At 71.2% G+C, this 13551-nt stretch carries 13 protein-coding genes and 2 rRNA genes; 9 read left to right on the plus strand and 6 right to left on the minus strand.

The genetic code is table 11. The features are described 5' to 3' along the window. On the plus strand, positions 1-2073 hold a 2073-nt coding region (locus tag BM385_RS26065; protein WP_093844569.1), incomplete at its 5' end, for a serine/threonine-protein kinase. Here the strand turns inward: BM385_RS26065 and BM385_RS26070 are convergent. Both BM385_RS26070 and BM385_RS26075 read right to left on the minus strand, forming a co-directional pair. Then, the gene (locus BM385_RS26070; protein ID WP_093844570.1) at positions 2067-2642 is read right to left on the minus strand and encodes a hypothetical protein; all 576 of its coding nucleotides are present in this window, start codon (positions 2640-2642) and stop codon (positions 2067-2069) included. The two genes, BM385_RS26065 and BM385_RS26070, sit on opposite strands and share 7 nt — an antisense overlap. Next, complete coding sequence (locus tag BM385_RS26075; protein WP_019435722.1) at positions 2639-3088, minus strand: ATP-binding protein; 450 nt, start codon at positions 3086-3088, stop codon at positions 2639-2641. The genes BM385_RS26070 and BM385_RS26075 overlap by 4 nt, the downstream gene beginning before the upstream one ends. A 226-nt stretch (positions 3089-3314) precedes the next feature. Here BM385_RS26075 and BM385_RS26080 point away from each other — a divergent pair, with 226 nt between their 5' ends. The 7 genes from BM385_RS26080 to BM385_RS27420 all read left to right on the plus strand — a co-directional run bounded on the left by BM385_RS26080 (position 3315) and on the right by BM385_RS27420 (position 11014). Next, a complete protein-coding gene (locus BM385_RS26080; RefSeq protein ID WP_019435721.1) occupies positions 3315-4217 on the plus strand; it encodes a helix-turn-helix domain-containing protein in 903 nt (300 codons plus the stop codon). Continuing rightward, entirely contained in the window at positions 4204-4395 is a 192-nt protein-coding gene (locus tag BM385_RS26085; RefSeq protein WP_093844571.1) for a DUF397 domain-containing protein, read from the plus strand. The genes BM385_RS26080 and BM385_RS26085 overlap by 14 nt, the downstream gene beginning before the upstream one ends. Positions 4396-4532: 137 nt before the next feature. Then, positions 4533-5372 (plus strand): DUF8175 domain-containg protein, encoded by an 840-nt coding sequence (locus tag BM385_RS26090; protein WP_093844572.1) that lies wholly within the window; start codon positions 4533-4535, stop codon positions 5370-5372. Beyond that, on the plus strand, positions 5362-6645 hold the full coding sequence (locus tag BM385_RS26095) for a hypothetical protein (protein WP_107407839.1): 1284 nt from the start codon (positions 5362-5364) through the stop codon (positions 6643-6645). Before BM385_RS26090 ends, BM385_RS26095 begins: the two co-directional genes overlap by 11 nt. Next, positions 6642-8192 (plus strand): SCO6880 family protein, encoded by a 1551-nt coding sequence (locus BM385_RS26100; protein ID WP_019435717.1) that lies wholly within the window; start codon positions 6642-6644, stop codon positions 8190-8192. Before BM385_RS26095 ends, BM385_RS26100 begins: the two co-directional genes overlap by 4 nt. A 48-nt stretch (positions 8193-8240) precedes the next feature. Next, a complete protein-coding gene (locus BM385_RS26105; RefSeq protein ID WP_019435716.1) occupies positions 8241-9716 on the plus strand; it encodes an ATP-binding protein in 1476 nt (491 codons plus the stop codon). Next, on the plus strand, positions 9713-11014 hold the full coding sequence (locus BM385_RS27420; protein WP_093844573.1) for a type IV secretory system conjugative DNA transfer family protein: 1302 nt from the start codon (positions 9713-9715) through the stop codon (positions 11012-11014). The genes BM385_RS26105 and BM385_RS27420 overlap by 4 nt, the downstream gene beginning before the upstream one ends. Positions 11015-11049: 35 nt before the next feature. On the opposite strand, the gene BM385_RS26115 is transcribed toward BM385_RS27420, so the two are convergent. Beyond that, positions 11050-11571 (minus strand): CGNR zinc finger domain-containing protein, encoded by a 522-nt coding sequence (locus BM385_RS26115; protein ID WP_093844574.1) that lies wholly within the window; start codon positions 11569-11571, stop codon positions 11050-11052. An 82-nt stretch (positions 11572-11653) separates the two neighbouring features. On the opposite strand from BM385_RS26115, the gene BM385_RS26120 reads away from it, so the two are divergent. Beyond that, positions 11654-12538, plus strand: coding sequence for an alpha/beta fold hydrolase (locus BM385_RS26120; RefSeq protein ID WP_093844575.1), 885 nt, complete (start codon positions 11654-11656; stop codon positions 12536-12538). Between the two features lie 21 nt (positions 12539-12559). Here the strand turns inward: BM385_RS26120 and BM385_RS26125 are convergent, their stop codons facing one another. The 3 genes from BM385_RS26125 to BM385_RS26135 all read right to left on the minus strand — a co-directional run. Then, positions 12560-13138 (minus strand): GNAT family N-acetyltransferase, encoded by a 579-nt coding sequence (locus tag BM385_RS26125; protein ID WP_093844576.1) that lies wholly within the window; start codon positions 13136-13138, stop codon positions 12560-12562. Between the two features lie 58 nt (positions 13139-13196). Then, positions 13197-13313: ribosomal RNA gene (gene rrf, locus BM385_RS26130) — 5S ribosomal RNA — on the minus strand. A 52-nt stretch (positions 13314-13365) separates the two neighbouring features. Beyond that, a 23S ribosomal RNA gene (locus BM385_RS26135) occupies positions 13366-13551 on the minus strand; the annotation flags it as partial.

Below are 13551 nucleotides of genomic sequence, written 5' to 3' on the forward strand. Positions count from 1 at the left end.
CGACAGGTCGGCACGTACAAACTGCTCGGCAAGCTCGGCGAGGGCGCCATGGGCCAGGTCTATCTGGCCCGGTCGTCGCGCGGGCGCACCGTCGCCGTCAAGCTCATCCGCAACGAACTCGCCGGCCACCCCGACTTCCGGCGCCGCTTCCAGGCGGAGATCGAGGCGGCCACCCGCGTCGGCGGACAGTGGATCGCGCCCGTACTGGACCACGACTCCACCGGCGAGTTCCCCTGGGTCGTCACCGACTACATCGCCGGCCCGTCCCCGCACACCGTGGTCAGCTCCAGCTACGGCCCGCTGCCCGAGCACAGCGTCCGCCATCTCGCCGGCGGCCTCGCCCAGGCGCTGCGCGACATCCACGGCGCCGGCCTCATCCACCGCGACCTCAAGCCGTCCAACATCCTCATCACCATCGACGGCCCCCGCGTCATCGACTTCGGCATCGCCCGCGCCGCCGAGAGCACCGGCGGCACCACCATGACGCACGCCGGCGCCATCGTCGGCACCCCCGGGTTCATGTCGCCCGAGCAGGCCCGCGCGCAGTCCATCACCCCCGCCGCCGACGTCTTCGCGCTCGGCTCGGTGCTGACGTTCGCCGCGACCGGCCGCAGCCCGTTCGGCACCCTCGACAGCACGCTGCACACCATGCTGCTGCGCATCGTCCAGGGCGAACAGGACCTCACCGGCGTCCCCGACAGCCTCCGCCCGCTGATCGAGATATGCCTGTCCCAGGACCCGGCCGAACGCCCCACCCCCGACCGCATCACCGAACTCCTCGGTTCCTCGCTGGCCGACCCCCGCGCCGCCACCCAGGACCACTGGCTCCCGGCCGCCGTCCTCGCGGGCCTCGGCAAGGACGCCATCGCGCTCCTCACCTCCGACGACGCGGACGACGACGGCGCCGCGCAGGCCGGCCACGGCACCCCGCCGCCGCCGTCCCACACCCCGCCCGTCCCCGCCGCGCCGCCCGGACCGCCCTCCCCCGTCCACGGCCTGTACGGCCCGCCGTCCCACCCGGCGCCCGGTTACGCGACCGCGCCACCGCCCGGGTTCGGCCCGCCGACCTCGCAGTACACGCAGCCCCCGCCGGTCGGCCCGCACCCGCCGGTGAAGAAGAAGACCGCGCCGTGGATCATCGCGGCGGCCGTCGCCGTGCCGCTTCTCGTCGTCGGCGCCGTCGTCCTCGCCACGCAACTCGGCGGCGACAAGGACGACGAGGCCACCGACCCCACCCCCACGCCCACCGAGCAGGTCCCCGTGGACGAGGGCGACGACACCGATGACGCACCCGACGACGGCCAGGAGCAGGAGGAGGGCGGCGACAGCACCAGCGAGGACGTCAGCCGCGAGTACCTGGGCGCCTGGGACGGCGTCCTGACCGCCGACGAAGGCGCCACCGACCAACTCCTGCACCGTCTGGTCATCGAGCAGAACCGCACCGAGACCCGCGCCACCTCCTGGTTCCTCACCCCCTACGTCCTGTGCCACCACGTCCAGACGGTGAGCACCGACGCCTCCGGCGAGCTGGTCTTCGCCCCCGGCCAGCTGACCACCGTCCCCGAGGACGCCGACGCCGCCGACTGCGACTTCGGCGACCAGTCCCTCACCGTCTCCGGCTCCGACGAACTGACCTGGGCCTCCTCCTCCATGGACCTCGAACTGGCCATGGTGCCGTCCTTCGAGGACAAGAACATGGAGGTTCCCGAGCCCATGAAGTACGGCGGCTCGTACGACCTGGCCAGCGAGGACTTCGAGGTGATGGGCGCCCCCGAGTCGGCGGACGGCGAGCCGTACAAGGTCAGCCTGCTGTTCAGCGAACCCGGCGACCGGGCCCTGAGCATCTACTCCCCCGACTACAGCTGTTCCTGGGACGCCACCCTGGTCTACGCGGACGTCACCACCATCCTGGTGAGTCCCCTGGTACCGACGTACACGTACGACGACTCCTGCGACATCGACAGCGTCGCCCTCATCCTCCGCCCCGATGAGGACGACGAGGACGACATGCGCATCAGCTCCCTCAACCGCGACGACAACGGCTTCGCCTTCGTCGCCGAAAGCCGCTACTGAGCGGTGCGAGCGGTGTACCGCGGAAAGCGGGCGGTGTCGATCCGGCCGCAGAACGGTACGGGGAGCGCAACCGCCTCCCCGTACCCCCCGCGCCGCACCTCCCGGTAACGCCCCTCCCGCGGGTCGCCGTTCAGTGACCACCGGCCACGCCGGGGATCCACCAGCAGCACCAGCCGTATCCGGGCGGCGGCGTACGTCTCCAGGAGGCGCCGGCCGCCGTCCGGTACGACGGCCACCGCGAGTTCGACGGCGCGCGGATGCAGCAGCGCCTCGTCCGACTCCAGGAACCCGGACGGGCACACCGCCAGGTCGACGGTCAGGTACGCATCCGGCCCGGCCTCCGGACGTGCGACGGACGCCGACCGCAACGGGACGAGGTCCGGCCCGGCAGCGGTGACGAGCTGGGTCTCGCACTGCCGCAGAATCCCGTGCCGTTTGCCCCGGACGGGCGGCTCGGCCGCCCCTGCGACCTCGATCCGCACCCCCGCCCACCGCTCCACCACACCGGCGGCGGCCAGGAGTTGCCGATGGCCGAGCGTGACCCGCCGTCGCGGCCCGCGCGCTGTCACCGCAGCCCGGCCGCGATGGTGAACCACACCAGTTTTCCGGGCCCCGGGGTGTGGTGGCACACGCCCCAGTCGGAGGCGTAGAGGTCGATGAGAAGCAGACCCCGGCCGTGCTCGTCCTCTGGCGGAGGAAAGCCGGCCGGGGGCTGCGGCACTCCTGGCGCGGAGTCGTGTACTGACACCCGCACCGCCCCCGCCGGGGTCCACGCCGCGTAGAGCGCGACGGGGCTGGGCCGCACGCTGTTCAACGACGCGACCACCGCATTGGTCACCACCTCGGAGGTGAGGAGCGTGGTTTTCTCCACCAGGTCCTCCCCCTCCGGACTCCGGTCCCGCGCGGCGAGCGCGGTACGGACCGCTTCCCGCGCGCTGCGCACCCACCGGATGTCGGGCGGGAAGGTGAACGAGAAGTCCCCGCCGAGCGGGGGAAGGACGGCAACAGCACACATGCGAACCAGCTCCCTTCATACGGTCGCCCGCCCACCGGCCGTGGCCCGCCACGCAAGTCGCTTCCCGCGCGGTGCACTTCGGACTTACGGCAGTCCGGGTTGGTATGTCATGACGCTAGGATCTGCCTGGTAACGAATACAACCCTTGCCGGGATTCATCACCCAATGGAGTGAGCCGAGCGGAACGCGGGATCGAAGTGAGTGATGCTGTGGTGGGAGTTGAGACATGGGACTGCGATCGAACGTCAGCCAGCGCCAGCGACGCCTCGGCCAGGAGCTGCGGAAGCTGCGCGAAGCCGCCGACGTGCCACGCGCCGAGGTCTGCCGCCGCATCGGCATCCACACACCGCACCTGAGCAACATCGAAGCGGGCCGCACCGCATGCTCGGAAGCCCGCCTGCGGGCACTCGCCGAGGTTTACGGTTGTACGAATAAGGCGCTGATCGACGCCCTGGTGGAGATGAGCAACGCCAGCGGCAAGGGCTGGTGGACGGCATACGCGAAGACACTCGAAACACGAGTCATCGATCTCGCCGAGCTCGAAGCAGCCGCGACAGCTCACCGCTCGTTCCAGTGGCTCTACATTCCTGGACTGCTGCAGACACCCGACTACATGCGCAGTCTCTTCGCCAGAACCAACCCAGCCGCTCCCATCGAGGTCATAGAGGAGTACGTGAACTTCCGGCTGCGGCGTCAGCAAGTACTCGTCGAAGAGCCACTACCGAACTACCACGCAGTGATCCACGAAGCCGCCTTCCACATGAAGTTCGTGGACCGCAAGATCATGCAGGATCAGCTGGAGTACCTGGTCCAGCTCGCTCACTTCCCCAACATCACCATCCAGGTACTGCCGTTCTCCGCCGATGCCCACCCGGCAACCCCAGGAGCTCCCTACACCCTCCTCGACGCCCAGGTCCCCGAACTCTGCACCGTCCATGTCGAGCAGCCAGTTGCCTCCGTCTTTCTCGGCGACCCCGCTCAGATCAACCGCTTCGCAACGGACTTCGCACGCCTCAGCGCCGTGTCGCTGGCATCCCTTGACCTCACCGGTCAGCTCGGGGAGGGTTCCCTCGGACTCGTGCACCATCTCCTGTACCTCATGAAGGAGGGAAAGAATGCCGGAACTTGAGTGGCAGAAGTCCAGTTACAGCAGCGGCGACCCCAGCAGCGACTGCCTGGAGGTCGCACACGGGCCAGGCGGCCACCTCCGGTTCCGGGAGAGCGAGGACCCCGGGACCGTCCTCCTCACCACGCCCGCCCGGTGGGCCGCCCTGCTCCGCCTGGTGGGCGCGGGGGCCACACACTAGACCTTCACAACGCGTACCGGGCCAACTCCGGCAACCCTGACTGATCGTTCCGGCCAAAGCGCACCGTTGTCCGTCCGGGACGCTAACGTCGTGTGAGGAGGTAATAGACTCACGGCGGTTGTTGAGGGGGCACGATCATGAGCTACGGCGGCGACGGGTACGACGACGAGCGCGGCCGTGGCGTCCCCTCACAGACCCGTACCCGGCTGCCCGAGCAGGATGGTTTCACCGACCGCCGTCCCGCCGCGTCGCCCGGCCGCAGCGTCGTCACCATCGTCGGCATCGTCCTCATCCTGATCGCCGCCATCGTCTTCGCCAACCGCGCCGACGACAGCAGCGGCGGCGGGAACAACGGCGGCTCCGGGGACGACGGCCGGCCCGGTGCCAACCCCACCGCCCCCTCCGGCGAACAGCCCGTCGACGGCTTCACCAACGGCATCCCCTCCGGCTACCCGCAGACCGCCCAGGGCGCGGAAAGTGCCGCCGCCAACTATGCCGTGGCGCTCGGCGGCGAAGGCATGTTCCAGCAAGCCTCCCGGCGCGAGATCGTCGAGGCCGTGTACACCCCCGAGTTCACCGCCCGGGAAGCCGACAACATCGACCGTGTCTACTCCGACTCCGCCTTCCTGAGCCGCATCGGCCTCAGTGATTCCGGAGCGGCGCCCGAGGGAAGCACCTTCGTGGCCCGGGTCGTTCCGGTCGGCACCCGCATCATCGACTTCACGCCCGACCGCGCCACCGTCGCCGTCTGGTACTCGTCGCTGTTCGGCATCGCCGGAGCGGACTCCGTGAACCCCGTGACCGAGAGCTGGTACACCAACACCTACGACCTCACCTGGGTCGACGGCGACTGGAAGATCGCCGCCTTCGACCAGGAGGACGGTCCCGTGCCGGTCGCCCGCGACCAGCGCGCCTCAACGGCCGAGGAGATGGCCGAAGCTGTCGAGCAGTACGGAGGGTTCACGTATGCGCGCTAGCCCTCGGCTTCGCCTGGCCGCCCTGGCCTCGGCGGTGACCGGCTTCGTCGCTGTCCAACTCGCCTGGGCCACCCGCGCCTTCGCCGACGAAGAGGAGCCGGCGGAGCCGGAGAACAACGACGAGTGCGATCTCATCCGGGGAGCCGCCCGCGATCTCTGCGAGGGCGACGACCCGGGAGCGGGGGACGGAGGAGGCGGCGGCAACCGCATCAACGACACCCTCGACCCGCTGTCCTCCCTCGCCCAGGGCTGCGCCGACGCCGCCGCCTGGATCGTCGATCAGCTCTCCGCCGCCGTCTCCGGCACCACCAACGTCGACTTCACCAACGGCGCCTTCCTGCGCCAGTACGCCGTCGTCTTCGCCGCCTCCACCGTCCTCACCCTCATCCTCTGGCTGCTGGCCATCGCCAAGCGCGCCATCCGGGGCGTCCCGCTGACCACCGCCATCTCCGAGGCCATCGGCTTCCTCTGGCTCACCGTCATGGCCTCCGCCTTCACCCCGCTGATCCTCTACGTCGTGGTCGCGGCCACCGACGGCGTCACCGACGCCATCGTCACGGGTACAGGGGACAACTCCGACCAGTTCTTCGGCTCCTTCTCCGCCGCCCTCGCCGCCGGCGAGGACATCGGCGGCGGGCCGATCATGCTGATCGTCGTCTCCCTCATCTCCATCCTCGCCGCCGGCGTCCTCTGGCTCGAACTCGTTATCCGCGCCGCCCTCCTCTACGTCGGCGCGCTGCTCGGCACCGCCGTCTACGCCGGGCTCGTCGACAAGAACCTGTGGGGCCACGTACGCCGCTGGGCCGGGATCATGATCGCCGTCATCCTCCTCAAGCCGGTCATCGTGATCGTCCTCGGCCTCGCCTCCGCCCTCTCCACCAGCGAGGGCCCCTCCGCCTTCTCCGCCGTCGTGTCCGGGCTGGCCATCATTCTGCTGGCGATCTTCGCGTCCGCCATGATCTACCGCTTCGTCCCCGGCTTCGGCGACGAGATCGTCAGCCACCGCGCCGCCCGCCAGGACACCTCCAGCCGCGCCGCCAAGGCCGCCATCGCCACCCCCGCCACCGTCCTGCGCCAGGGCATGGGCACCCACGGTGCCCGCGACGGCGCGGCAGCCGCCACCGGCGGCCAGGGAGGCAGCGCCCAGCGCGGCAGCGGCGGCAGCGCCGTCTCCGGCGGCGTCGCCGCCCACGGCAACCGCGCCACCGGAGGCAGCGCGACCGGATCCCCCAGCGGCCCGGCCGCAGGTAACCGAGGAGGAGGCAGCCGGTGACCAGCCCGCCGCACACACTCACCCGCCGCCGCACCTATCTGATCGGCCGCGCCCGCCCCCAGGCCCTCGTCGGCCGCAACCGCGAGACCGGCGAGATCGCCCTGATCGTCGCCGGCGCCTTCCTCGGCATGATGAGCGGCATCCTCATCCCCCAGCTGACCATCCGCATCGTCGGCCTCGCCGGCTTCCCCCTGCTCGCCCTGGCCGCCATCTACATGCCCTACAACGGCCGCACCTTCTACAAGTGGTTCGAAATCAACCGACACTTCCGCCGCACCCAGCGCACCGGCGCCACCTACCGCTCCGCCGCCCCCGAGGCCGGCACCTCCCTCACCGGCCGTGAGGTCGAGATCGGCGCGCCCCCCGGCGTCGGCCGCGTCCAGTGGCTCGCCGCCCCGTTCGGCCCGGACGAGATCGCCGTCCTGCTGCACACCGAGAAGCGCACCATCACCGCCGCCATAGAGATCGAAGGCCCCGGCGTCGGCCTGCGCGACAGCGAGGACCAGGAGGCGCTGGTCGAACGTTTCGGCACCCTCCTCAAGCACGTCGCCAACGGCGACGGCCACGTCACCCGCCTCCAGATGCTGGCCCGCACCCTCCCCGCCGACCCCGACGCGCACGCCAACGACGTCGCCGAGCGCGGCGACCCCGACTCCCCCGGCTGGCTCCAGGACTCCTACGACCAGCTCCAGTCGATGGTGTCCACCTCCAGCGAGCAGCACCGCGCCTACCTGGTCGCCTGCATGCACCACTCCCGCGACCTCAGCAACGAGGCCCAGGCCATCGCCCGCGCCGGCCGGCAGCACAACGGCCGCCGCATGTCCCAGGACGAGGGCCTGGCCGTCATCATGGCCCGCGAACTCGCCGACATCTGCGCCCGCCTCACCGAGGCCGACATCCGCGTCCGCCAGCCGCTCGGCGAAGCCCGGCTGGCCTCCCTCATCCACTCCATGTACGACCCGGACCACCCCATCGACCACCTCCAGGCGATGTCCCGCCGCAACGCCTGGCCGGCCGAGCTCGACGCCCGCGAACCCACCTACCTCCAGGCCAAGACCCGCGAGTCCGACACCCGCGAACCCTGGTGCCACGCCACCGCCTGGATCAAGGAGTGGCCGATGACCCCGGTCGGCGTGAACTTCCTCGCGCCGATCCTCGTCCACACCCCGGACGTCATCCGCACCGTCGCCGTCTGCATGGACCTCGAACCGACCGAGCTGGCCATCGAGCGGATGCTCACCGAGAAGACCAACGACGACGCCGAGGCCGCCCGCGCCGCCAAGATGAACCGCACCGTCGACCCGCGCGACGTCGCCGCCCACAGCCGCGTCGACCAGCGCGGCGACGACCTGGCCTCCGGCGCCGCCGGCGTCAACCTCGTCGGCTACCTCACCGTCTCCTCCCCCAACCCCGAAGCCCTCGCCCGCGACAAGCGCACCATCCGCGCCTCCGCCGGCAAGTCGTACCTCAAGCTCGAATGGTGCGACCGCGAGCACCACCGCGCGTTCGTCAACACCCTCCCCTTCGCCACCGGAATCAGGCGATGACCCCCGCCGCCTCCCACACGTCCCCCCAGGCGCCCAGGAGGTGCCGTCATGCCGGCCCGTGACCCGCTCAACCTGATCACCGAGGCGTTCACCAGCCTCCTCTTCGGCCGCACCGAGACCACCCGCCTCCCCGTCCGCACCTCCACCGGCCAGGCCCAGGCCGTCTACCTCCCCACCGCCGCCCCCGGACTCGGCGACTCCGGCGTGATCATCGGCCGCGAGGTGTACTCCGGCAAGGGCTACATCTACGACCCGTTCCAGCTGTACGGACAGCAACTGCCCGCCCCGCACTGGCTGGTCCTCGGCGAGTCCGGCAACGGCAAGTCGGCGCTGGAGAAGACGTACGTCCTGCGCCAGCTCCGGTTCCGCGACCGCCAGGTCGTCGTCCTGGACGCCCAGGGCGAGGACGGCGTCGGCGAGTGGAACCTGGTCGCCCAGCAACTCGGCATCACCCCCATCCGCCTCGACCCGATGGCCGCCCTCGACGGCACCGTCCGGCTCAACCCCCTCGACCCGGCCATCACCACCACCGGCCAGCTGGCGCTGCTGCGCACCATCATCGAGGTGGCCCTCGGCCGCGGCCTCGACGAACGCTCCGGCTTCGCCCTCAAGGTCGCCCACGCCTACGTCAACCAGGCCGCCGCCCAGGACCCCGACGGCCGCCAGCCCATCCTCGGCGACATCGTGGAGCGGCTGCGCCACCCGCTGCCCGAGTCCGCCGACGCCATGAACGTCGCCCTGGAGGACGTACGCGCCTGGGGCCTGGACGTCGCCCTCGTGCTCGACCGCCTCGTGGACGGCGACCTGCGCGGCATGTTCGACGGCCCGACCACGGTCGGCATCGACCTCGACGCCCCGCTCATCGTCTTCGACCTCTCCCACATCGACCGCAACTCCATAGCGATGCCGATCCTGATGGCGATCGTCGGTGTCTGGCTGGAGCACACCTGGATCAGGCCGGACCGCAAGAAACGGATCTTCCTGGTCGAAGAGGCGTGGCACATCATCAACTCGCCCTCGGTCGCCCAGCTCTTCCAGCGGCTGCTGAAGTTCGGCCGCCGCCTCGGCCTGTCCTTCGTCGCCGTCGTGCACCACCTGTCGGACGTGGTGGACGGCGCCGCCGCCAAGGAGGCCGCCGCGATCCTCAAGATGGCCTCCACCCGGACCATCTACGCCCAGAAGTCGGACGAGGCACGCGCCACCGGCCAGGTCCTCGGCCTGCCCCGCTGGGCGGTGGAGATCATCCCGACCCTCACCCCCGGCATGGCCGTGTGGGACGTCAACGGCAACGTCCAGGTCGTCAAACACCTGGTGACCGAGAGCGAACGCCCCCTGGTCTTCACCGACCGCGCCATGACCGAGTCCTCCGCCCAGCGCGCCGCGAACGCCGCGACACCGGACGGACCGGCCGCCCTGGAGGCCGGCACCGGCGACGACGACAACCCGCTCGGCATCACCGACCCCTTCGAGGCCGAGACGGAGGAACGGGTCATCTCCTTCGAGAAACGGCAGGGCGTCGGATGAGCACCAGCACCCCACCCCCGTCCCAGCCCTCGTCCCAGCCCCCGGCCCGGCGCGGCGGCGGCGTCCCCGACGCGCTGCTGGTCGGCGGCCTCGGCTTCGTCCTCGGCCTGACCGTCCTCACCTGGACGGCCACCGGCGTCGCCGGCTGGGTGGCGCACGGCGCCTGGCCGGACGGCGTCACCTTCCTGCGCACCGCCACCGCGCTGCGCAGCTTCCTGACCGAGCCCGGTGATGTGGCCGGCGCCTGGCCGCAGGCCGACCCGGAGACCCTGCCGGGCGCGGGCCTGCTGTGGCTGATCTTCCTGGTGCTGGTCATCATGCTGTTCGGCGGCGTGCTGTGGATCGCGATCCGCGTCGCCCGCTGGCGCGCCCGCCCGTCCCGGCACGAGCAGGGGCAGGGGCACGCACAGGGGCAGGGGCACGCGCAGGGGCAGAGCCATGAGCAGCCGGCCGAGCCGGGGTACGCGGCACCCGCCGCCCCCGCCCCCGTGGCCCACCCGGCACCGGTGGCGCCACCCGCGCCGGTCCCGCGTACGGTCGAGCCGCCCCGCCCCCAGCAACCGGCCGCCACCATCGCCACCCCGGTACCCGCCCCCGTACCCGCACCGGCCGCCGATCCCATGGCCGCCGTGCTGGCCGCCCCCGCCGGCCTGATCGTCATCGACCCCGACGGCCGCCTGTGGACGAAGACCGCCACCCGGCGCGGCAGACACGGCCCCGTCCACGTCTACGACCCCGGCCACGCCTCGGACGCGCCCGTACGGCTGCGCTGGGCGCCCCAGCGCGGCGCCGAGGACATGCCGGCCGCCAGGAGCCGCGCCAAGGCCCTGCTGGGCCCCGTACGGCCCACGGAGCCCATCTTCCAGCTCGACGCCGAGACCGCAGAGACCCTGCTCCGCTGCTACCTGCACGCCGCCGCGCTCGCCGGCGAGCCGATCCAGCACGTGCAGCGCTGGGCCCAGGGCAAGGCCACCGCCGACCCGGCCAAAATCCTGCGCACCCATCCCCGGGCCGCCGGCGGGGCGTCCATGGAGCTGGAGAGCGCCCTCACCTCGCTGCCCGAACGCCGGGACGCCGCCCTGGTCCTGATCGGCCGGGCGCTGGCGGGTCTCGACCAGCTGCACATCCGTCAGTCCTGCACCCCGGGCCGGGTGGACACCCTGGCGCTGGACAACCTCGCCAACGAGGGCGGCACCCTGTACGTCATCGGCAACCACACCCCCACGGCCCCGTTCCGCGCCGCGCTGGTGGACGCCCTGACGTCCGAGCAGCCGAAACTGACCGTCATCGGCGTCTGACCCCGCCTCCGGGGGCCGCCCCGGACGGTCGCCCGTTACCCCGGCTGCCGCTTGCGCGCATGGGTGCGCGCCTTCATCCGGTTGCCGCACGCGGCCATGGAGCACCACCGCGCGGTCCCGGGCCGGCTGTGGTCGATCAGGAACAGCCGGCAGGCGTCGTTGGCGCACGGCCGCAGCCGCCCCGGCAGTTCGGCGAGGACCCGGGACCACGCGAAGACGACCCGGACGGCGAGTTCGTCGCCGGGCGCCGTCTCCAGCCGCCAGGACACCCCGGCCGCCGACACCTCGGGCCGCAGCCGCGCCCCGTCGAGGACGGCGGCGAGCGCGTCCGTGTCCGTGTTCGTGTTCGTGTCCGGGGAGGTGCCGCGGACGAGCCGGTGCAGGGTGTCCCGCACCCGCCGCAGCCGCTCGCACTCCTCCGCCGTGCCGTCCCCGCCCAGTTCCCGTACCCACTCCGCCGCGCCCGCCCCGCCGAGGCGGTCGGTGGGGCGCCCGTCGAGCACCGGCGCGCTGTTGAGCACGGCGAGCAACAGTTCCTCGTCCTCCACCACGCCCATGCCGCACTCTCCTTGACACCCCGGAACGTCCTGTGCATGATCAGCGTAACCTAACCAGTAAAACCAACTTTAAGGGTTAGACATGGCTGCTGTTCATCACCGGACCGTGGACGTCGACGGCCTGACCGTCTTCTACCGGGAGGCCGGCCCCGCCGACGCCCCCGTCCTCCTGCTGCTGCACGGCTATCCGACCAGCTCCCACATGTTCCGCCACCTGATCCCGGCGCTGGCCGGCCCGTACCGGGTGATCGCGCCCGACCACATCGGCTTCGGCCGCTCATCGGCACCGGACGCGGCGGACTTCCCCTACACCTTCGACACGCTCGCCGAGGTGACCCGCGGCTTCCTGGCCGCCCTGGGCGTGGAGCGGTACGCGCTCTACGTCCAGGACTACGGGGCACCCATCGGCTGGCGGCTGGCGCTGGCGTCACCGGAGGCGGTGCTCGGTGTCGTCTCGCAGAACGGCAACGCCTACGAGGAGGGCTTCGTCCCGGAGTTCTGGGCGCCCATCTGGGCTTACGCGCAGGACCGCGGCCCGGAGAACGAGGCGCGGCTGCGGCCGGCCCTGAGCCGGGAGGCCGTCGAGTGGCAGTACACGCACGGCGTCCCGGACCCGAGCCTAATCGACCCGGACGCCTGGGAGCACGACCTGGCGCTGCTGGCCCGGCCGGGGAACGACCGCGCCCAGCTGGCCCTGTTCGGCGACTACGCCGGCAACCGGGCCCTGTATCCGGCGGTGCAGGCGTGGCTGCGGTCGAGCGGGGTGCCGGTGCTGGCGATCTGGGGCCGCAACGACGAGATCTTCGGGCCGGCGGGTGCGGAGGCGTTCCGGCGCGATGCTCCGGACGCGGAGATCGTGCTGCTGGACGGCGGCCACTTCCTGCTGGAGAGCCATCTCGACGCGGTGGCCGACGCGATCCTGGCCTTCCGCCCGCGGGTGGTGGGTACGGCGCCGACCGGTGGCTGACGGGGGCCGTGGTACTCGGGCTCAGCGGCGGGCGGGGAGGGTCAGTTCGACGGCCTGGAAGCCGGGCATGCGGGGGTCGGGGTGTCCGACGCCGTTGGGGCGGAAGCCGAGGGAGGCGTAGAAGCGGGCGGCGCGCGGGTTGTTCTCGTGGACGCGCAGCCGCACCTCGCGTTCCCCGGCCCAGTCGATGGCCCGCCGCATGAGGTTCCTGGCCAGCCCGGTACCCCGGTGCTCGGGGCGGACATACACGCCCACGACGACGACGTGATTGGTGTCGCTATCGGCGTCGGTGTCCGTCCCGGCGAACGTGTCGGGCTCGGGGAAGACGGTCACCATGCCGGCCCACGGCTTGTCCACCGCGAAGTCCGCAGGGTCGGCGGAGCCGACGGGGTCCTCGGGATCGACCGGGTATCCGATGAACGTCGTGATGCGTTCGCCGGCGGCCCGGCGCTCCCATTCCTGCCGCGGGATCTCCAGCGCGGCCTCGTAGGTCTGGTAGAACGCCACCTCGGCCAGCGGATCGAGCAGCGCGGCCAGCCGCAGTTCCCGCAGCCGTGCCCAGTCCTCGCGGCGCGTGGTCCGGATCGCATACCTGTCCATGAAACAAGAGTAGGCCCGTTGGGGATCGAAATCCCCAACGGGCCTACTCTCAATAATTGTTCGGCGGCGACCTACTCTCCCACACGGTCCCCCATGCAGTACCATCGGCGCTGGAAGGCTTAGCTTCCGGGTTCGGAATGTAACCGGGCGTTTCCCCTCCGCCATGACCACCGAAACACTAAATGGTTGTCATCGAAGAAAAAATTTCACAGTGGACGCGAGCATCTGAGGACAAGCCCTCGGCCTATTAGTACCAGTCAACTCCACCTCTCACAAGGCTTCCATATCTGGCCTATCAACCCTGTCGTCTACAGGGAGCCTTACCCCATCAAGTGGGTGGGAGCCCTCATCTCGAAGCAGGCTTCCCGCTTAGATGCTTTCAGCGGTTATCCCTCCCGAACGTAGCCAACCAG

The sequence above is a fragment of the Streptomyces harbinensis genome, assembly GCF_900116145.1.
Taxonomy (GTDB): domain Bacteria; phylum Actinomycetota; class Actinomycetes; order Streptomycetales; family Streptomycetaceae; genus Streptomyces; species Streptomyces carpaticus.